This is a genomic window from Nioella sp. (assembly GCF_964229645.1).
GTDB lineage: Bacteria > Pseudomonadota > Alphaproteobacteria > Rhodobacterales > Rhodobacteraceae > Nioella.
On record NZ_CAXREX010000135.1, the window covers coordinates 1 to 18,609 of the forward strand.

19 protein-coding genes are annotated in these 18,609 nt (G+C 66.7%); 3 read left to right on the forward strand and 16 right to left on the reverse strand.

Features of this window, described 5'->3' with window-relative positions; all coding sequences use genetic code 11:
* The 3 genes from murC to ftsW form a co-directional block, all read right to left on the reverse strand.
* Positions 1-966 (reverse strand): UDP-N-acetylmuramate--L-alanine ligase (gene murC / locus ACEQXV_RS08920; RefSeq protein WP_370268837.1); only part of this gene is annotated, 966 nt, incomplete at its 3' end.
* Positions 967-1,065: 99 nt separating this feature from the next.
* Positions 1,066-2,160 (reverse strand): UDP-N-acetylglucosamine--N-acetylmuramyl-(pentapeptide) pyrophosphoryl-undecaprenol N-acetylglucosamine transferase, encoded by a 1,095-nt coding sequence (locus ACEQXV_RS08925; protein ID WP_370268839.1) that lies wholly within the window; start codon positions 2,158-2,160, stop codon positions 1,066-1,068.
* 4 nt (positions 2,161-2,164) lie between these two features.
* On the reverse strand, positions 2,165-3,331 hold the full coding sequence (gene ftsW / locus ACEQXV_RS08930) for a putative lipid II flippase FtsW (protein WP_370255507.1): 1,167 nt from the start codon (positions 3,329-3,331) through the stop codon (positions 2,165-2,167).
* Between the two features lie 101 nt (positions 3,332-3,432).
* Between ftsW and ACEQXV_RS08935 the strand changes: the two genes are divergently transcribed.
* Positions 3,433-3,579, forward strand: a complete 147-nt coding sequence (locus ACEQXV_RS08935; RefSeq protein WP_370255508.1) for a hypothetical protein — start codon at positions 3,433-3,435, stop codon at positions 3,577-3,579.
* Positions 3,580-3,588: 9 nt separating this feature from the next.
* Here ACEQXV_RS08935 and ACEQXV_RS08940 read toward each other — a convergent pair whose 3' ends face one another.
* From ACEQXV_RS08940 to ACEQXV_RS08990, 11 genes are all read right to left on the reverse strand, one after another.
* Positions 3,589-4,356, reverse strand: a complete 768-nt coding sequence (locus ACEQXV_RS08940; protein WP_370268841.1) for an NYN domain-containing protein — start codon at positions 4,354-4,356, stop codon at positions 3,589-3,591.
* 405 nt (positions 4,357-4,761) lie between these two features.
* Entirely contained in the window at positions 4,762-6,162 is a 1,401-nt protein-coding gene (gene murD, locus ACEQXV_RS08945; protein WP_370268843.1) for a UDP-N-acetylmuramoyl-L-alanine--D-glutamate ligase, read from the reverse strand.
* Positions 6,159-6,566, reverse strand: a complete 408-nt coding sequence (locus tag ACEQXV_RS08950) for an ACT domain-containing protein (RefSeq protein WP_370254412.1) — start codon at positions 6,564-6,566, stop codon at positions 6,159-6,161. The genes murD and ACEQXV_RS08950 overlap by 4 nt, the downstream gene beginning before the upstream one ends.
* Positions 6,566-7,651, reverse strand: coding sequence for a phospho-N-acetylmuramoyl-pentapeptide-transferase (gene mraY / locus ACEQXV_RS08955; protein WP_370254413.1), 1,086 nt, complete (start codon positions 7,649-7,651; stop codon positions 6,566-6,568). Before mraY ends, ACEQXV_RS08950 begins: the two co-directional genes overlap by 1 nt.
* Positions 7,652-9,073: a UDP-N-acetylmuramoyl-tripeptide--D-alanyl-D-alanine ligase gene (gene murF, locus ACEQXV_RS08960; RefSeq protein WP_370268844.1), complete on the reverse strand. Its 1,422-nt coding sequence runs from the start codon at positions 9,071-9,073 to the stop codon at positions 7,652-7,654. It lies immediately after the preceding gene.
* The gene (locus ACEQXV_RS08965; RefSeq protein ID WP_370268845.1) at positions 9,070-10,554 is read right to left on the reverse strand and encodes a UDP-N-acetylmuramoyl-L-alanyl-D-glutamate--2,6-diaminopimelate ligase; all 1,485 of its coding nucleotides are present in this window, start codon (positions 10,552-10,554) and stop codon (positions 9,070-9,072) included. Before ACEQXV_RS08965 ends, murF begins: the two co-directional genes overlap by 4 nt.
* Positions 10,555-10,597: 43 nt before the next feature.
* Positions 10,598-12,397 (reverse strand): peptidoglycan D,D-transpeptidase FtsI family protein, encoded by a 1,800-nt coding sequence (locus tag ACEQXV_RS08970; RefSeq protein ID WP_370268847.1) that lies wholly within the window; start codon positions 12,395-12,397, stop codon positions 10,598-10,600.
* The gene (locus ACEQXV_RS08975) at positions 12,394-12,741 is read right to left on the reverse strand and encodes a cell division protein FtsL (RefSeq protein ID WP_370254419.1); all 348 of its coding nucleotides are present in this window, start codon (positions 12,739-12,741) and stop codon (positions 12,394-12,396) included. The genes ACEQXV_RS08970 and ACEQXV_RS08975 overlap by 4 nt, the downstream gene beginning before the upstream one ends.
* A gap of 2 nt (positions 12,742-12,743) precedes the next feature.
* Positions 12,744-13,754, reverse strand: coding sequence for a 16S rRNA (cytosine(1402)-N(4))-methyltransferase RsmH (rsmH, locus tag ACEQXV_RS08980; RefSeq protein WP_370254421.1), 1,011 nt, complete (start codon positions 13,752-13,754; stop codon positions 12,744-12,746).
* A complete protein-coding gene (locus tag ACEQXV_RS08985; protein ID WP_370254423.1) occupies positions 13,754-14,266 on the reverse strand; it encodes a division/cell wall cluster transcriptional repressor MraZ in 513 nt (170 codons plus the stop codon). The genes rsmH and ACEQXV_RS08985 overlap by 1 nt, the downstream gene beginning before the upstream one ends.
* A gap of 548 nt (positions 14,267-14,814) precedes the next feature.
* A complete protein-coding gene (locus tag ACEQXV_RS08990; RefSeq protein WP_370268849.1) occupies positions 14,815-15,909 on the reverse strand; it encodes an Mrp/NBP35 family ATP-binding protein in 1,095 nt (364 codons plus the stop codon).
* 311 nt (positions 15,910-16,220) lie between these two features.
* Here ACEQXV_RS08990 and ACEQXV_RS08995 point away from each other — a divergent pair, with 311 nt between their 5' ends.
* Complete coding sequence (locus tag ACEQXV_RS08995) at positions 16,221-16,442, forward strand: DUF1127 domain-containing protein (RefSeq protein WP_370254426.1); 222 nt, start codon at positions 16,221-16,223, stop codon at positions 16,440-16,442.
* A gap of 441 nt (positions 16,443-16,883) precedes the next feature.
* On the opposite strand, the gene ACEQXV_RS09000 is transcribed toward ACEQXV_RS08995, so the two are convergent.
* Positions 16,884-17,336, reverse strand: a complete 453-nt coding sequence (locus tag ACEQXV_RS09000; protein ID WP_370254371.1) for an Lrp/AsnC family transcriptional regulator — start codon at positions 17,334-17,336, stop codon at positions 16,884-16,886.
* Between the two features lie 72 nt (positions 17,337-17,408).
* Between ACEQXV_RS09000 and ACEQXV_RS09005 the strand changes: the two genes are divergently transcribed.
* Positions 17,409-18,005 (forward strand): LysE family translocator, encoded by a 597-nt coding sequence (locus tag ACEQXV_RS09005; protein WP_370254373.1) that lies wholly within the window; start codon positions 17,409-17,411, stop codon positions 18,003-18,005.
* A gap of 3 nt (positions 18,006-18,008) precedes the next feature.
* On the opposite strand, the gene ACEQXV_RS09010 is transcribed toward ACEQXV_RS09005, so the two are convergent.
* On the reverse strand, positions 18,009-18,609 hold a 601-nt coding region (locus ACEQXV_RS09010), incomplete at its 5' end, for a 3'-5' exonuclease (RefSeq protein ID WP_370268851.1).

Sequence of the window (18,609 nt, forward strand, 5' to 3'; positions counted from 1 at the left end):
GCGGCGGTTCACGCCCTTGAACTGGGCCAGCGCCTCGCGGATCTCGGCCGACTTCATGCCAAGGTGGCGCGCCACCGCGATGGCCGCCAGGGCGTTCGAGACATTGTGATCGCCCGGCATCGGCAGGGTGCAGCCCTCGATGACCTGGTCGTCATTGTTCAGCTGCACGTCGAAATGGGCGATGCCGTTTTCGTAATGCAGGTTGACCGCGCGCACATCGGCCTGCGCGTTGAAGCCGTAGGTCACAACCCGGCGGTCGGTGATCTTGCCGACAAGGCTCTGCACCTCGGGGTGATCGGTGCAGCAGACCACGAGCCCGTAGAAGGGGATGTTCGAGGCGAAATCGAGAAAGCCCTGCCGCAGCCGGTCGAAATCGCCCCAGTGCTCCATGTGCTCGGGGTCGATATTGGTGATGATGGCGATGGTCGCGGGCAGGCGGTTGAAGCTGCCGTCGCTTTCATCGGCTTCGACCACCATCCAGTCGCCCTGCCCCACCCGCGCGTTCGACCCGTAGGCATGGATGATGCCGCCGTTGATCACCGTGGGGTCGACCCCGCCCGCGTCCAGCAAGGTGGCCACCATCGTCGTGGTGGTGGTCTTGCCATGCGTCCCCGCGATGGCCACGTTCGAGCGCAGGCGCATCAGCTCGGCCAGCATCTCGGCCCGGCGCACGACGGGCAGGCCGCTGGCGCGCGCCGCGTCCAGTTCCGGGTTGCCCGGCTTGATCGCCGACGAGATCACCACGACCTCGGCATTCTCCAGGTTCTCGGCCTTCTGGCCGATGAAGACCTGCGCGCCGAGCGCTTCCAGGCGTTCGGTGATCTTCGAGGGCTTCAGGTCAGAGCCCTGCACCGCGTAGCCGTGGTTGAGCAGCACCTCGGCGATCCCCGACATGCCGATGCCGCCGATCCCGACGAAATGGATGGCCCCCAGTTGGGTGGGCAGCTTGGTGGCGGCGGCATTCATGGTCTGTCCTCGTCTGTTTCGGGCTGCGACCCGCAGGGTCGCCCTCCGGGGCCGGGCGCGGCCCTGCGGGCCGCGATCCTCCGGGTGGAGAGCACGGCACTACCCGGCATCGGCCAACTCCTCGACCAGGTCGACCAGCAGCCCGGTCGCATCGGGCATGCCAACCGACAGCGCGGCGCGCGCCATCTCGGCGGCGGCATCGGGCTGGCTCAGCACGGCGGCGATGGCCTCGGCCAGCGCCTCGGGGGTGAACTTGCGTTCGGGAATGCGGATAGCCCCGCCGGCTTCGACCAGCCCGCGCGCATTGGCGGTCTGGTGATCGGCGGTGGCGGCGGCATAGGGGACCAGGATCGCGGGCCGCCCGATGACCGAGATATCCGCGACCGAGGACGCGCCCGAGCGGCTGATGACCAGCTGCGCTTCGGACAGGCGCCGGGGAATGTCGCGAAAGAAGGGCTCCACCTCGCTTTGCACGCCGATCTCGTAATAAGCGGCAATGACCCGGTCCTGGTCCTCTGGCCGGGCCTGTTGGGCCACGCGCAGGTGACGGCGGATGTCCTCGGGCAGCAGCGCCACGGCAGCGGGCACCACGTCCGACAGGATGCGCGCGCCCTGGCTGCCGCCAAAAACCAGCAGGCTCATCGGGTAATCGCCCGGCGCGATATAGGCCGCGCCCGCCCGCTCCAGCACCGTGCCCCGCACCGGGTTCCCGGTATGCACGCCCTCGACACCGGCGGGCAGGCTGGTTGGCCATGTGCCGCAGGCGACCCGGTCGACCCGCGTGGCAAAGAGCCGGTTCACCCGCCCCAGAACCCCGTTCTGTTCGTGGATCATGCGCGGCCGACGCGTGATCCAGGCCGCCGCGAGGGCGGGGATCGAGGGGTAGCCCCCAAAGCCCACCACCACGGCGGGCCTGTCGCGCATCATGCCGATCGTCGCGGCCACGATCCCGCCCAGGATGCGGAACGGGGCCACCGCCCGGGCCAGAACGCCGCCGCGCGCGAAGGTGGCCGAGGCCACCTGCCGCACCTCGACCACGTGGGGAAAACCGCCCGCGTAGCGCGCCCCGCGCGCATCCGTCGACAGCCGCACCCGCCAGCCCTTTCGGATCATCGCCTCGGCCAGGGCCTGGGCGGGGAACATGTGCCCGCCGGTGCCGCCAGCCGCAATGACAAGAAGGGGGCCGTCCGCCATGAAATCACCTGTGCCGATGCAGAAGAATGTCGCCGATATCGCCCTGCGGCCGCGACCGCGTGAACGACAGCAGCATCCCTACCGCAATCCCCGTCGCGATCAAGGACGACCCGCCGTAAGAGACGAAAGGTAGCGTCATGCCCTTGGCCGGCAGCAGCCGCACCGCCACGCCCATGTTGATGATCGACTGAAGCGCGAAGAGCGCGGCAATCCCCGCCCCGGCCAGCCGGGTGAAGGGATCGCGTTCCTTCATCAGCCGGAAGAGCGCACGAAGGGCCACCGTGGCGAACAGCCCGATGATGACCAGCACCAGCACCAGCCCGTATTCCTCGGCCGCGACCGCGATGATGAAATCCGTATGCGCATCGGGCAGCGTCCACTTGACCGAACCCTCGCCAAGCCCGGTGCCAAAGATGCCCCCCTCGCGGATCGCGTTCGCCGCATAGGCCAGCTGCGTGTTGGGATCGACCTCGGCCGACAGGAACCCGTCGATGCGCCGGGCCACGTGCTCGGAATTCGAATAGGCGAAGACACCGCCCACGCAGACCAGCGCGGCCACGCCGCCCAGGATCCAGATCGGCGCGCCGGCCACGAAATAGATCACCGACCAGGCAAAGAGGATCAGCGCCCCCTGCCCGTAATCGGGCTGCATCACCAGGAACCCCACGATGACCAGCATCACCAGCAGCGACACCGTCTTCCCCGGGGGCCCGGCGATTTCCTGGCTCGCGGCGATCATCCAGGCGGTGAAGATCACGAAGACGGGCTTGAGGAACTCCGCCGGTTGCACGCTGGCAAAGCCAAGCGAATACCAGCGCGTCGCGCCCTGCCCGAAATCGGTGCCAAAGACCGGCAGCAGCACCAGCGAGGCGAAGGCCGCGAAGAAGCCCAGGACCCCAAGCCGGCGCACCTGCGTGGGGCTCATCATCGAGGTCAGGATCATCGCCAGGAAGGCCATGCCGCCGAAGAAGGCCTGCCGCGTGACGTAATAGAAGGGATCGTGGCCGTTGCGCTCGGCCAGGGGCGGCGAGGCCGCGAAGCCCAGCAACAGCCCGATCATGAACAGCGCGAGGATGCAGGCAATCGTGCCCCTGTCCACAGTCCGCCACCAGCGCGGCAGAATCGCCTCGCCCGATTGCACGACCACCGTGCCATGCGCCATTTCCGTCATGGGAACCGCCCGAATTGCCTCTGCTCGTCCGGGTTTGCCCCGGATCTGGGGCCACTCTAGCCTGAAAACTGCCGTGGGGCTAGGGGCATGGGACAGACGCGATGCCTGGCGCGCAGGCTCACGCCGTGCAAGGCGGCTCCGAGATCGCGCACCGCACCGCGCCCGTCCTGGGCGAAGGCCTCTCGGGCATGGCCTGGGGCGGCGTCGCCTTCATCGCGTTCGGCTCCGTGCTGGCCGGCTTGGGTTGATCCGCCCGCCTATTCCGCCGCGACCCGAATCTCGGTCAGCCGGGACAGGCCCGGGCGAAGCCGCACGCGGGCCTCGGGCCCCTTCGGGTCCAGCACGAATACCTGCGGCCGGGCCTCGAGATACCCGCGCCATGTCTTTTCCGGATAGGCCCCGATGCTCACGCCATGCCTTGTGCGCATGTGGATCTGCAACTCGCTTAGCGTCAGGCCCCGGCCCGCGCATGACTGGGCTTCCAGGGCCGCACGGATCTTGCGGGTCAGGTTCTTCACGCGACCTGCGGTCTCGGGCACGGCAGGCGGGCTAGGCAGACCTCGCGGCTGAAGCTGAGGGGGTGATTCCCCCGGGTTTGCGGCAGCCAGCTTGCCCTCTTGCCCCGCCGCGGCCCCGCGCAAGACGATGAAACGGCTGCAACTGGCCTTGAAGCGCATCCCGGCCCGTTCCTGCCCCATGCCGACCACCATCAGACCGCCTTCGCGCAACCGTTCGGCCAGGTGGCGGAAGTCGCCGTCGGAACTGGCGATCACCACCACGTCGCAGGCCCCGCCAAGGCCGCGCTCCATCGCATCGACACAGAGCAGCAGATCGGCGGCGTTCTTGCCCATGCCCGAATGCACCAGCCGGAATTCCGCGACCTCGTCCCAGGCCTTCAAAAGCCCTGCATCGCCATAGACCCGTATCAGGTCGACCGTGCCAAGCGCCCGCGCCGCCGACAGGATGCCCGGCGCATGATTGGCCGAGATGTTTTCGCCATCGACGAAGACGGATACGCGAGTCATGCCTCGTCCCCCGATACTGGTCACGGGGTCAGCCTGCCGGAACACTGTGACGAGAATGGGACCGAAGGAGGGTCTCCCTGCCCCACGGGTTACCGTCGCATGGCACGGTCTCGCGCGCGTCCGCTCCCTTTTCCGTCCGCGCGACCCGCCCCCTTCTTCTTTGTCCAAATACCCCCGCCGGAGGCATCCTGACCGGCCCACCCGCGCAAAGCGCAAGAAAAACGCACCGCCCGCCGCCACAAGCCCGTGGCAACGCGGCCCGACGAGGCCCCCGCGAAAGCGGGGGTTGAGGAGGGGCGCCCATTGGTCGATGCCGAAGGCAGCGAAACCGGATTTCGTCTGCATGGGGGGTGTACGGGGGGTGCACAGGGGGTGTACGGGGGGCGCCCCCCTGTTTCGCGGGCGTCAGGCGTCCAGTTTCGCGACCTGCCGGGCGAAGTCCTCGCCGCGCTGTTCGAAATTGTCATACTGGTCGAAACTGGCCGCCGCAGGCGCCAGAAGCACCACCTCGCCGGGTTTCGCCTCGGCCGCCGCGCGGGCCACGGCAGCCTCCATGGTGGTGCAGGTTTCCGCTTCCGTATCAGTCAGTTGAAGGGCAAACTTCTCCGCCTCGCGCCCGATCACGTAGGCCTTGACCACCGACCCGAGCGCCGGGGCCAGGGCCTCCAGCCCGCCTTCCTTTTCAAGCCCCCCGCAGATCCAGCGGATGCGCGGGAAAGCCGACAGCGCCTTGGCCGCCGCATCCACATTCGTCGCCTTGGAATCGTTGATGAATTTCACCCCGTCCCGCTCCGCCACCAGCTGCGAGCGATGCGGCAGGCCGGCAAAGGAATGGAACGCCGCCTCGATGGTTTTGGGGGCCAGCCCCAGCCCCCGCACCGCCGCATAGGCGCAGCAGGCATTCTGGTGGTTATGCGCGCCCGGAAGCCCCGAGACCGCGCGCAGGTCGATCGAGGCCACCTGCCGCCCCTTGCGCCATTCGGCAAGGAAGCCCTTGCGGGCAAAGACGTTCCAGCCCGGCCCCGACAGCTTGCGCGCCACCGACACGCGGATCAGCCGCCCGTCGCCATTGCCCTCGCTCATCTGCCCGGCCAGGAACTGCCCCTCGGGTTCGTCCACCCCGATCACCGCCCGGTCCGGCCCACCCTCGGCAAAGAGCCTGCGCTTGGCGGCGAAATAGCCGCCCATGCCGCCGTGACGGTCGAGGTGATCGGGCGAAAGGTTCGTGAAAACAGCCACATCGGGGGTCAGCGCGCGGGCAAGCTCGGTCTGGTAGCTCGACAGTTCCAGCACGATCACCTCGCCATCGACCGGCGGCTCGATATCCAGAACCCCGCGCCCGATATTGCCCGCAAGCTGCACCGGCGTGCCGTTTTCCCGCAGGATATGGGCGATGAGCGCCGAAGTCGTGGATTTGCCGTTCGAGCCCGTCACCGCGATGACGCGCGGCGGCGTGTCCATGTCGTCCCACCCCGCCGCGCCGAGCGAGCGGAAGAAGAGACCGATATCGTTGTCGACCGGAACCCCCGCCTCATAGGCCGCGGAAATGGCCTTGTGCGGCGTGGGGTAGAGATGGGGGATGCCCGGGCTCGTGATCAGGGCGTCGCACCCTTCCAGCGCGCCGGGCCGGGTCAGATCGGCCAGCGCGAAACCCTCGGCCTCGGCCGCCTCGCGCCCCTTGGCGCCATCGTCCCAGGCCAGCACGTCAGCCCCGCCCGCGCGCAAGGCCCGCGCCGCCGAAAGGCCCGACCGTCCGAGCCCCAACACCGCGATCTTCTGTCCCTCGACACCCAAAACAGGGATCATGCCGCGCCCTCCGCCTCTGCCAGCGCCTTCAGTATTGCCAGCGCGCGGGGGGCATCTGCAAGCGGCACGAAGGCGTGGTCATGGTGGAAGGCGGCAACCATGTTGCAGGGAATGCCAGCCTCGGCCAGCGCACCCGCCACCGCGGCGGTCAGACCCACGCCATCCAAGGCCGAATGCACGGTCAGTGTGATGCGCGCCATCGCCATGTCCGTGGGCAATCCCGACGCTGTCGCGTTCTCCTCCGACAGGATCAGCGACAGTCCCTCTTCCTCCACGAAAGTGGCCAGCGGGCTGGTGTCTGCGATGACAGAAACATCCGTCACGGTCACGAAATGCCAGGTCTCAGGGTCAAGCACCGGGGCCATGCCCCGGATCATCGCGCCCCTGTCCCTGACCGCTGCCATCAGCGCAGCTTCAGCGTGGCCAGGCCGATCAGTGCCAGGATCAGCGAGATGATCCAGAACCGGATCACGATCTGCGGCTCGGCCCATCCGCGCTTTTCGAAATGGTGGTGGATGGGCGCCATCAGGAAGACACGCTTGCCGGTGCGCTTGAAGTAGAGCACCTGGATGATGACGCTCAGCGCCTCGGCCACGAAGAGCCCGCCGACAATGGCCAGAACGATCTCGTGCTTGGTGGAAACGGCAATCGCGCCAAGCGCGCCGCCAAGCGCCAGCGACCCTGTATCGCCCATGAAGACAGCCGCGGGCGGCGCGTTATACCACAGGAAGCCAAGCCCGCCGCCGATGAGACCGGCGGTGAAGATCAGGAGCTCCCCGGTGCCGGGCACGTAATGCACGTCGAGATACTCGGTGAAGTCGACCCGGCCCACGGCATAGGCGATGACGCCCAAAGTGGCCGCCGCGATCATCACCGGCATGATCGCCAGCCCGTCGAGACCATCGGTGAGGTTCACCGCATTGGCCGCGCCCACGATCACGATCATCGAGAAGGGCACGAAGAAAATGCCCATGTTCAGAAGGACATCCTTGAATACCGGGAAGGCCAGCTGACCCGACAGCTCTTCGGGGTGGACATACATCGCCACGCCCGCCGCGACCGCGGCAATCAGCAGACCCAGGCCGAAACGCACCTTGCCCGACACGCCAGCGGTCGAATTGCGGCTGACCTTGGCGTAGTCGTCGACGAAACCGATGGCCCCGAAGCTGACGGTGACCAGCAGCACCAGCCAGACATAGGGATTGTCGAGCCGTGCCCACAGAAGCGTGGACAGCGACAGCGCGGCCAGGATCAGCAAGCCGCCCATAGTCGGCGTGCCTGCCTTGGTCTGAAGGTGGCTTTCGGGTCCGTCCTCGCGGATGGGCTGGCCGTTTTGATACTTGCGGCGCAGAAGGTTGATCAGCGGCCGCCCGAAAACGAAGCCAAAGACCAGCGCCGTGAAGAACGCCCCGCCTGCCCGGAAGGTGATATACCTAAACAGGTTGAAAAAGTCGCCGCCATCCGACAGCTCGTTCAGCCAATACAGCATCTAGCGGGGGTCCTCTTTGCTTTGACGGGCCGCTTGACCCAATTTTCGCAAGCCGTCAACCGCCAGCGAGAGTTTCGAGCCCTTGGAGCTTTTGACCAGCACGATGTCGCCGGGGGTCAGAAGCCCCGGCAGAAGGCGGGCCATCTCCTCGGCCGTTTGCGTATGCGGGCCGCGGCGGTCCGCGGGCAGGGCCGCGTCGAGATGGGCCATGAGCGGCCCCGAGGTGCAGACGAGGTCGATCCGTTCCATCGCGGGCAGGCTGGCGAGCCCCGCATGAAGATCGGGCCCCGTCGGCCCCAGTTCCAGCATGTCGCCCAGAACCGCGATGCGGCGGCCCCGGCCCTCGGGCGTGGCAGCGGCCAGAACCTCCAGGCTTGCCGCCATCGAGGTGGGCGAGGCGTTGAAGGCGTCGTCGATCAGTTCGACTGCCTGGTCATCGGTTTCGTTAAGCACGATCCGCTCGCGCCGACCGCGCCCGTCCACGGGCTGCCAGGCGCCTAGCGCCAGCATGGCGCGGGTCACGTCGTAGCCAAGCGCATCGACCACCGCCAGCACCATCAGCGCGTTCTGCGCCAGGTGCCGACCGGGGGCGTCGAGCTTGAAGAGAATGGGCGTGCCGGACAGCTCGGCGCTGACCACGGTGGCCGTATCGCCGAGCGTCACCTCGTCGAGCCGGGCCTGACCCGTCTCGCCCACGCCGATGACCCGTGCACCCATCTCCTCGGCCTTGGCGCGCAGGATGGGCGTCGTGTCGAGATCGGCGTTGATGACGGCAATGCCGCCCGGCTCCAGCCCGTCGAAGATCGCGGCCTTTTCATGGGCGATGCCCGCGACGGACTCGAAGGCTTCGAGGTGGACGGCGGCGACGGTGGTGATCACCCCCACATGGGGCCGCGCCAGGCGCGAGAGCGGGGCGATTTCGCCGGGATGGTTCATGCCGATCTCGATCACGGCAAATTCCGTATCGGCGGGCATGCGGGCCAGCGTCAGGGGCACGCCCCAGTGGTTGTTGTAGCTCGCCTCGGCCGCATGGGTGCGCCCAAGTGCCGACAGCGCGGTGCGCAGCATTTCCTTGGTGGTCGTCTTACCGACAGAGCCTGTGACCGCCACGACCTTGGCCCCGGTGCGGGCGCGGGCGGCGGTGCCGAGCGCCTCCAGCGCGGCCAGCACATCGGGCACGATCAGGAGCGGCGCGTCATCGCCGACACCCTCGGGGACATGGCTGACCAGCGCCGCCCCTGCCCCGCTCGCCAGCGCCTGCGCCACGAAATCATGCCCGTCGCGGGCCGCTTTCAGCGCCACGAAGAGATCGCCGGGCCGGATCGTGCGGGTGTCGATGGACACGCCCGCGACCTGCCAGTCGCCCCGCGCCTGTCCGCCTGTGGCCTGAGCGGCCTCGGTTGCGGTCCAGAGCGCGCTCATATCCGCCCCTCCAGCGCGGCCACGGCCACCGAGGCCTGTTCCACGTCGTCGAAGGGATAGACCACGTCGCCCACCTGCTGGCCGGTCTCGTGCCCCTTGCCCGCGATCAGCAGCGCATCGCCCGGCTCCAGCATGTCGACGCCGCGCAGGATCGCCTCGGCCCGGTCGCCCACCTCGGTCGCGCCGGGACAGCCAGCCAGAACCTCCATGCGGATCGCGGCGGGGTCTTCGCTGCGGGGGTTGTCGTCGGTCACGATCAGCACATCTGCGTTTTCCGCCGCCGCCTTGCCCATCAGGGGCCGCTTGCCCCGGTCGCGGTCGCCGCCGGCACCGAAAACGATGACGAGCCGCCCCAAAACATGCGGCCGCAGCGCCTTGAGCGCGGTTTCGATGCTGTCGGGCGTGTGCGAGTAATCCACGTAGACCGGCGCGCCATTGTCGCGCGTAGCGGCCAGCTGCATCCGGCCCCGGACGCCTTCCACCTGCTGAAGCGCGGCAAAGACCTCGGCGGGTTCCTCGCCCGCGCCGATGACCAGCCCTGCCGCCGTCAGCACGTTCATCGCCTGGAAAGCGCCGATGAGATCGAGCCGCACCTGGTAGCTCTGCCCCTGCCAGCGGAACAGAACGTCCTGCCCGGTTTCATCCATCCGCCGCCCGGTGATCTTGAGCCGCGCGTCCTGGGCATACTGGCCGACGGTGATGACCTCGATCTCGCGCCGTTCGCAGATATCGGCCAGAAGTGCGCCCTTGGGGTCGTCGAGATTGATGACGGCGGTGGCCTCTTCGGGCAGGAGTTCCGTGAACAGCCGCGCCTTGGCGTCGAAATAGGCCTCCATCGTGCCGTGATAATCCAGGTGATCCTGGGTGAAATTTGTGAAGGCGGCGGCAGCCAGATGCACCGCTTCCATCCGGCGCTGGTCGAGCCCATGCGACGAGGCCTCCATCGAGACATGGGTCACCCCCGCCCCGGCCATTTCGGACAGGAGTTTGTGCAGCGTCAGCGGATCGGGGGTGGTGTGGATGCCCGGCGCTGAAAAGGCGCCTTCGACGCCGGTGGTGCCGATATTGGCCGCCTCGCGGCCGAGCGCAGCCCAGATCTGGCGGGTGAAGCTGGCCACCGAGGTCTTGCCGTTGGTGCCGGTGACCGCGACCATGGTTTCGGGCTGCGCCCCGAACCACAGCGCACAGGCATGGGCGAAGGCCGCGCGGGGGTCTTCGACGACCACCAGGGCTGCATCCGCCCCCGCAAGCTCGGCCTGCGCCAGATCGGCCCCGGCCCGGTCGGTCAGGATCGCCCCCGCGCCCTGGCGCAATGCATACTGGATGAACTCACCCCCATGCACCCGGCTGCCGGGAAGCGCGGCAAAGAGGTGGCCTGTCTCAACCGTGCGGCTGTCCAGCGACAGGCCGGTCACGGACGCATCCCCGCCGCGGGTCGCGGTCAGCCCCAGGGCCGAGAGCGGTTTCGGGTCGATGGCCATCAGCCCCCCATATCTGCGGGGTCCACCCCCCGCGAGTCACATCTTATTGTGAGGAGCTGGATAGACGATAGGCCACCTCGGGATCAATGTCCTGCGGCGCGAGACCCAGAAGCGGCGCCACCCGGCGGATCACTTCGGCGGCCACCGGCACCGCCGTCCAGCCCGCCGTGCGCCGGGTTTCGCCGAGAACCGAGATCGATGGCTCGTCAAGCGTGACCACCAGCACGTAATCGGGATCGTTGGCCGGGAAAACCGAGGCGAAGGTGGCGATGACCCGATCCTCGTAATAGCCGCCCTGCGGGTTGGGCTTGTCGGCCGAACCGGTCTTGCCGCCCACCTCGTAGCCGGGAATTTCCGCAAGATTGGCGGTGCCTTCCTCGTCCCTGACGACCGCACGTAACATCTCGCGCAGAAGGGCAGAGGTTTCCTCGGAAATGATCCGCTCGCCCAGTTGCGGCCCGGCCTGGCGTTGCAGCGTGGGCGTCACCCGCGTGCCGCCATTGACCATCGTGGCATAGGCCGCTGCAAGGTGCAGCTGCGTGGCCGAGATGCCATGCCCGTAGGAAATGGTCATGGTCGAGAGCTGCCCCCAGTTCGACGGGTAGATCGGGCGGCCTTGCCGGGCCTCGATCATGTCGAAGTCGATCGCCTCCAGCAGGCCGAGCCGTCCTAGAAAGTCCTGCTGGCGTTCCGGGCCGATCATCTGGGCCAGGCGTGCGGTGCCGATATTGGACGAGCGCACCAGCACGTCATGAACCGACAGGCGCGGCCCGTAATCGTGGAAGTCGTTGATGTTGAAGCCAGCCATGCGCAGGGGCCCCTGCGTGTCGATCATGGTTTCCGAATTGACCAGCCCCTCTTCGAGGGCCTGCGCCACGGTAAAGAGCTTGTAGGTGGAGCCCAGTTCATAAACGCCCTGGATCGCCCGGTTGAACAGCGGGCTCAGCGACGGGTCGCCTTCCAGCAGGGGGCGGGGGCGCTGGTTGGGGTCGAAATCAGGCAGCGAAGCCAGCGAAATGACCTCGCCCGTATGCGCATCCATCAGGACGGCAGAGGCCCCTTGCGCGTTCATCAGCGTCATGCCCCCAGCCAGCACCTCTTCCACGGCGGCCTGCACCGTCAGGTCGAGCGACAGCTCCAGCGGCTGGCCGTTGCGGTTGGGGTCGCGCAGCTCGGCGTCGAACTCCGCCTCGACACCCGCCACGCCCAGGATCTCAGCCGCGTTCACAGCCTGCTCGCCGAAGCGCGCGCCGCCAAGCACGTGGGCTGCGACCGCGCCATTGGGGTAAAGGCGCATCTCGCGCGGGCCAAAGAGAAGTCCTGGCTCGCCCAGATCATGCACCAACTGCTGTTGCTCAGGCGAAATGGAGCCCCGGATCCACATGAAGCGCGAACCCGACGAGAAGCGGCGCAACAGCATATCCGCGTCCAGGTCGTCGAAGATCGCGGCCAGGCCCTCTGCGGCGGCGGCCGGGTCGATCAACTCGTGCGGATGAACGTAGAGCGCGTTGGTCACCAGGTTTGTCGCCAGCACCCTGCCCTCGCGATCGACGATGTCGGCGCGCGTCGAGATGATGGAACTGCCCGAGGTCGCGACAGAGGGTTCCGCCGGTTCCGAGGTGGCCAGAACGCTCATCTTGAAGGCCACTGCCGAAAAGGCCGCGAAGAAGCAGACCGCCATGACGAAAAGCCGGCTTTCGGCGCGCTGGCGCAGCTTGTCGCGTTGCTGCTCGTGGCGCAGGCGCAGGTTTTCACGTTCGATGGCGTCGGGGTTTTCCCCCTTCTGGCGGGCGTCGAGGATGCGCGCCAGCGGGCGCAGCGCGATGCGGCGGGGTTCGCTCATGGCAGATCCTCCGCTTCGGACGCGCTGAACTGCACCTCTTCGACGATCTCGGTGGTTTCGGGCCGCCAGATCACCTCGTCCATATCGGCGAATTGCTCGGGCGTCATCGGCAGAAGCTGAAGGCGCTCGAAGTTCAGGTCCACCAATTCGCGCAAGCGGTCGGGACGGTTGAGATAGGCCCACTCGGCGCGCAGCACGCCAAGACGTTCACGTTCCTCGACGATGGCGCGCTGCAGGCGCTCGATCTCCCGGATGGCCTGCTGCGTCTGAATGTTCTGGTGATAGGCCCAGTATCCAAGCGCAACGACCACGATGGCGGCCAGGAAGGTGAGAAATCCACGCATGGCTAGAGGATCTCCGACAGGCGGGGCAGACCCATGACATCGGCATGGGGATCTGCGGCGGGGCTGGATGTGCGGCGGGCGACACGCAGCTTGGCCGAGCGCGCGCGCGGGTTGCGGGCGATTTCCTCGGCCTCGGGCGCGATGGCCCGGCGCGGGGTCAGGGTGAAGGCGGGTTCGCGGGCCGACGCCTCGGGTGCATAGCGCGACCCGCCCCCGCCGAAGCTGGCGCGATCTTGCAGGAAACGCTTGGCGATTCGGTCTTCGAGCGAATGGAAGGTCACGACCGCGAGGGCGCCACCCGGGGCAAGCGCCCGCTCGGCGGCCTTGAGCCCATCGACCAGCTGGCCGAATTCATCGTTCACCGCGATCCGGATCGCCTGGAAACTGCGGGTCGCCGGATGGCTTTGCCCCGGCTTGGCGCGTGGCAGGCATTTTTCAACGATACCAGCGAGTTGAAGTGTGGAGTTGATGCGTGTTTCCGTTCGCTCCCGGACGATGGCCTTGGCAATCCGGCGGGCGGCGCGCTCTTCACCGTAGTGAAACAGGATATCGGCCAGCGCGCCTTCCGGCGCATCATTCACCAGGTCCTCGGCAGAGGGGCCCGACTGGCCCATGCGCATGTCGAGCGGTCCATCGCGCATGAAGGAAAAGCCGCGTTCGGCCTGGTCGAGCTGCATCGAGGACACGCCAAGATCGAGCACCACCCCGTCAAGCGCGGGATAGCCCACCCCGGCTGCGTGGCGGTCCAGATCGGAAAAGGTGCCTTCGACGAGGATCAGCCGGTCGCCATAGTCGCCCGCCCAGTCCTGCGCCATGCGAAAGACCATCGGGTCGCGGTCGACGCCGATCACGCGATCGGCACCGGCGGACAGCAGGCCGCGCGTGTAACCGCCCGCACCGAACGTGCCGTCAAGCCAGGTGCCCGTGACCGGCGCAACGGCCGTCAGGATCGCTTCCAGAAGAACGGGAATATGGGGATCGGCCGCCGGGGTGTCGGATGCCGCGCGGGCCATCATTCCTCTCCACCCGCCTGCTGACCGACCAGGCTGAGCGGGTCGAAGAAGTCGCCCTGCCCGAGCGAGGCCAGCAGCGCCTCGATATTGTCCTCGGCATCCTTGCCCGCCTCGGGGTTGAGGATGTGGAACTGGTCGCCCTTGCCCTGGAAGAGCGCCTCTGCCCCCAGGTCGATCTTGTCGCGCGCCGCAGGCGGCAGAACCAGGCGACCGGTATCATCCACCGTCGTCGCCTCGCATTTCGCGTAATAGAAGTGTTCCAGCACCGTGCGCAGCCTGGTGCCGCGCTGAACCGACTTGATCATCGCGTCGATCTCGTCGAACGCGTCGCCGGACAGGCACTCAAGGTAATTCTTGTTGGGGTCGCCATAGGCGATATAGAGCCGCGGAGCACCGCCGGGGGTATATTCGCTGTCGGAATTCTGGAGCACGCGACGGAACTTGACCGGGATCGACACCCGGCCTTTTCCGTCCACCTTGTTCAGGCTTTCGCCCTGAAACCTGCGCTCCACGTCCCCTGTTCCTATCTAGCTCTCTGCGTCGTCCCGAAACGACAACGGCGGATCGGGCAAGCTGCCACTGCCCAATCCGCCGCCCTCGTCCCATCTCTGGGTTGTCCGACTGCGCGCGCATTACCTGGGGGGGGATGTCTGCTCTGCCCGCGCGCCGGATCTCTCTGTGTCAGCGAATGAGATTGCCTGTATGAAACTGCCGTTTTGCTTTTTTCGTTCCGGTCCTTCGGTCTTGCGCCTTGGTCCCGGTGAATCTCGTTTGCTGTGCGGATGTTGTCTCATGGAACGATTTCCCAATCAATCCCTTTTTATGGGATTTTTCCCCACATCTTGGTTCAGAGCCCCGCCAGAATCAGCATGTAGACAAAAATCGCGTCCGAAAAATGGCATATGAAGCGGATCATGCAGGAAGGAACCACAACATGTAGGGGTGGCGTAGGTGGTGAAAAAAATGGAGATTTTTTCCATGCCGGACCAAGAAAAACCCCGGAAGCGGCGCTTCCGGGGGCGTTTTCCCACCTGATGGCGGGCAAAACAGGTGCCGGGTGTCAGGCCATTCCGCCTTCGACGAGTCGACTGGCAAGGGCGGAATAGGCCTCGGCCATAGGCCCCTCGCCCGCCGCGATCGGGGTGCCGCCATCACCGGCCAGCCTGGTTTCGAGGGAAATGGGCAGCGCACCGAGGAACGGCACATCGAGGCGCTCGGCCTCGCGCTGCACGCCGCCATGACCGAAGATATGTTCCTCGTGCCCGCAATTGGGGCAGTGGTAGACAGACATGTTTTCGACGAGGCCCAGGATCGGCGTCTTGAGCATCTGGAACATGTTGATCGCCTTCTTGGCATCCAGCAGCGCCACGTCCTGAGGGGTCGAGACCACGATGGCCCCCGTCACCTCGGATTTCTGGCACAGGGTCATGGCCACGTCGCCCGTGCCCGGCGGCAGGTCCACGATCAGCACGTCCAGTTCGCCCCATTCGACCTGCGTCAGCATCTGCTGCAAGGCCCCCATCAGCATCGGCCCGCGCCATACCACCGCCTGATCCTCGGGCAGCATGAAGCCGAGCGACATGAGCGTCACACCGTGGTTCGAGAGCGGCAGGATCGTCTTGCCATCGGGCGAGGCCGGGCGCTTGTTCACGCCCATCATACGCGGCTGCGAGGGGCCGTAGATATCGGCGTCAAGCAGGCCAACCTTGCGGCCCTGCCGCGCCAGCGCCACGGCGAGGTTGGAGGAAACGGTGGATTTGCCCACCCCGCCCTTGCCAGATCCCACGGCCAGGATGCGCTGAACGGAGGCCGGTTTCATGGACCCCTGCTGTGGCTTGGGGTGCCCCCCGATCTTGAGGCTCGGCGGCTCGCCCTGCCCCGCGGGCTGCGGCGCGGGCTTGGCAGAGGGGCCATGCGCCGTCAGCGCCACCGTGGCGGCCTCCACCCCCGGCAGGTCTCGCACCAGGGCTTCGGCCGCGTCGCGCACGGAGGAAAGGCGACGCGCCTCCTCGGGGCTGGCCGCCTCGATCACGAAGGCCACCTTGCCCCCGGTGATCTGCAAGGCCCGCACCATGTCGCGGCTGACAAGCGTGCCGCCATCGGGCAGCGAAAGCCTGTCGAGGGCGGCCAGAATCGTGTCGCGGCTGAGGCTCATCTTCGGGTCCTTTTCATGTGTTCCTGTCCCACTGACCCTGAGATAGGGCGCTTTGCCTCCGCGTGCACCCCCACAAAATACCGAAACCGGTTGCGAAACCGATCAGCCTGCCCCTGGGTCAGCCCGTTTCTTGGGCGCTTTACGTTCACGTTATGCATTTGCTGCATGGCAGCATTGAGCATCTCGGGGATTGTGCAGACGCAGCATTGCGATATTTTTTGACCATCGAAACAAAACACGGGGCCGCGCCGGATCGCCGCCAGGCAAGAGCGACGCAGACCGACGGACCCGACCGGATAAGGATAGAGGCAATGGCCTACGCAACCCAGACCCAGGCAGCCCCGCTTTCGCTGCTGGCCCGTTTCGCGGAAATCCGCGAGCAGGCGATCGAAGCCTACAGCGCATGGCGCGTCTACCGCACCACGGTCAATGAACTGCGCAACCTGACCGCGCGCGACATGGCCGACCTTGGCATTCATCCCAGCCAGATCCGTGCGATCGCGCTGGACGCGGCCTACGGACAGGCCCGCTGATCATAGCTTTCGCTGCCGGGTCCTCCTCCCTTTCCGGCAGCGCCTGCGGCGACGCGCTCCTCCCTTGCGTCGCCGCCAAAATACCGCCCCTTGCGGGGCAGACATACGAACCCTTCCTCCTCCCTTTGGGTTCGTGATCCAGCGACGGCGCCTCTCCTCCTCCCTGGCGCCGTCGCTGCAAAGACACCGCCCCGAACGGGGCAGACTTGCGGGCTCTCTCCTCCTCCCTTGAGGGCCCAACACGAAGCGGCGGCGCCTCTCCTCCTCCCTGGCGCCGCCGCCTCACAACACCAGGGCCGGGCGGATCCCCTCCTCCCTTTGCCGCACGGCCCAAAGCATCGGCGTCCTCCTCCTCCCTTTTCGGACGCTGAGATCTGGCGGTGACACCCCTCCTCCTCCCTGGGTGTCACCGCCTTTTTCATTTTCGGAAGATGTTGGGCGTCAGGCCCGGTCGTCCTTGGGCGAGGCCATCACCACATGGGTTGTGATGGTCGCCACCTGGGGAATCTCCCCCAGCACATCGGTGTGGAAGCGCTTGTAGGACACGAGATCCGCCGCCTCGACGCGCAGAAGGTATTCCACGTTGCCGGTAATGTTATGGCATTCGCGCACCTCGGGGCTGCGGGAAATCGCCCGCTCGAAGGCTTCCTGCGCCTTCTTGGAATGCTCGCCCAACCCCACTGTCAGATAGGCGGTGAACCCGATACCGGTCTTCACCGGGTCGAGCACCGCGCGATAGCCGGTGATGACACCTGCCGATTCCAGCGCCTGCACACGCCGCAGGCAGGCCGAGGGCGACAGCGAGACCCGCGCGGCAAGGTCAAGGTTGCTGATCCGCCCGTCGCGGGACAGCTGTTGCAATATCTGCCGGTCTTTTAGGTCCAACTTGGTCATATGTTGCAAAGAATGCCCCGAAAGGCGTCAGTTTGCAATTTCATTTCCTGGAATCGGGCCTAGCGTGCCCCCATGACACAAGAGCTTCTCCTCGCCCTCATGGGCTATGCGCTGGCCACCTCGATCACGCCGGGGCCGAACAACCTGATGCTGATGGCCTCGGGTGCCAATTTCGGGCTGGCGCGCACCCTGCCCCATATGCTGGGCGTCAGCCTGGGCCACGGGTTCATGACCTTCGTGCTTGGCCTCGGGCTGGTGCAGGTGTTCCATAGCTTCCCGGTGGTGCGGATCGTGCTGACAGTGCTGTGCTCGGCCTACCTTTTGTGGCTTGCATGGAAGATCGCCAATGCCGCCCCCCCGAAAGAAGGCCAGCCCGTGGGCACACCGCTGACCTTTCTGCAGGCCGCGGCCTTCCAATGGGTCAACCCCAAGGCCATCTTCATGTCGATCACGGCCCAGACCAACTACGCGCCAGACGGCGCGGGATGGTGGGGGGCGCTAATGGTTGCCGTCATCTTTGCCTGCATCAACCTGCCCTCGGTCTCGATCTGGGCGTGGATGGGGGTGCAGGTCAAACGCTTCCTGGGCACGGGCGGGCGGCTCAGGGCCTTCAACATCGCCATGGCGCTGCTCCTGGTGGCCTCGCTAGTGCCGATCCTGATGCACTAGCCCCTAGAAGGGCACGTCTCCCGCTTCGTCGGCGGACACCAGGAACCGACCCACCACGCGCTTGATGCCGGCCTTGTCGAAGGCAATCTCCAGCTTGTCGCCCTCCACGCCCTCGACCCGTCCGTAGCCGAATTTCTGGTGAAACACGCGCTCGCCGATGGTGAAAGCCGATTCTGCCGCCGCGTCGATGGTGAAACCGCGGGCCTCGCGCGGCTGGCTCATGCCGCGCGCACCCTGGTTGGCGTGAAGCCGCTTCCAGCCAGGGCTGTTGTAGACATCGGCCCGCATGGCGCGTTCCTCCAGCCCCGATCGGCCGAAATCCTGCGTGCCGCCGCCCATGCCGCCCTGGTGACCATAGAGCCCCGGCGGGGTCAGAACCTCAACGTGGTCCTCTGGCAATTCGTCGATGAAGCGCGAGGGCAGCTGGCTTTGCCACTGGCCATAGACGCGGCGGTTGCCCGCGAAGGAAATGGTGCAGATCTCCTCCGCCCGCGTGATGCCCACGTAAGCCAGACGCCGTTCCTCTTCGAGGCCCTTCAGCCCTTCTTCGTCCATTGCCCGCTGGCTCGGGAAGAGCCCGTCCTCCCACCCCGGCAGGAAGACG

Coding starts and splice junctions, on each gene's coding strand:
- ACEQXV_RS08990 (WP_370268849.1), bottom strand. CDS start 15,909: ATGAGCCTCAGCCGCGACACGATTCTGGCCGCCCTCGACAGGCTTTCG.
- ACEQXV_RS08965 (WP_370268845.1), bottom strand. CDS start 10,554: ATGGCCATCGACCCGAAACCGCTCTCGGCCCTGGGGCTGACCGCGACC.
- ACEQXV_RS09000 (WP_370254371.1), bottom strand. CDS start 17,336: ATGACCAAGTTGGACCTAAAAGACCGGCAGATATTGCAACAGCTGTCC.
- murF (WP_370268844.1), bottom strand. CDS start 9,073: ATGAGCGCGCTCTGGACCGCAACCGAGGCCGCTCAGGCCACAGGCGGA.
- ACEQXV_RS08940 (WP_370268841.1), bottom strand. CDS start 4,356: ATGACTCGCGTATCCGTCTTCGTCGATGGCGAAAACATCTCGGCCAAT.
- mraY (WP_370254413.1), bottom strand. CDS start 7,651: ATGCTGTATTGGCTGAACGAGCTGTCGGATGGCGGCGACTTTTTCAAC.
- ACEQXV_RS08995 (WP_370254426.1), top strand. CDS start 16,221: ATGGCCTACGCAACCCAGACCCAGGCAGCCCCGCTTTCGCTGCTGGCC.
- ACEQXV_RS08970 (WP_370268847.1), bottom strand. CDS start 12,397: ATGAGCGAACCCCGCCGCATCGCGCTGCGCCCGCTGGCGCGCATCCTC.
- ftsW (WP_370255507.1), bottom strand. CDS start 3,331: ATGACGGAAATGGCGCATGGCACGGTGGTCGTGCAATCGGGCGAGGCG.
- murD (WP_370268843.1), bottom strand. CDS start 6,162: ATGATCCCTGTTTTGGGTGTCGAGGGACAGAAGATCGCGGTGTTGGGG.
- ACEQXV_RS08975 (WP_370254419.1), bottom strand. CDS start 12,741: ATGCGTGGATTTCTCACCTTCCTGGCCGCCATCGTGGTCGTTGCGCTT.
- ACEQXV_RS08935 (WP_370255508.1), top strand. CDS start 3,433: ATGCCTGGCGCGCAGGCTCACGCCGTGCAAGGCGGCTCCGAGATCGCG.
- rsmH (WP_370254421.1), bottom strand. CDS start 13,754: ATGGCCCGCGCGGCATCCGACACCCCGGCGGCCGATCCCCATATTCCC.
- ACEQXV_RS09005 (WP_370254373.1), top strand. CDS start 17,409: ATGACACAAGAGCTTCTCCTCGCCCTCATGGGCTATGCGCTGGCCACC.
- ACEQXV_RS08925 (WP_370268839.1), bottom strand. CDS start 2,160: ATGGCGGACGGCCCCCTTCTTGTCATTGCGGCTGGCGGCACCGGCGGG.
- ACEQXV_RS08950 (WP_370254412.1), bottom strand. CDS start 6,566: ATGGCAGCGGTCAGGGACAGGGGCGCGATGATCCGGGGCATGGCCCCG.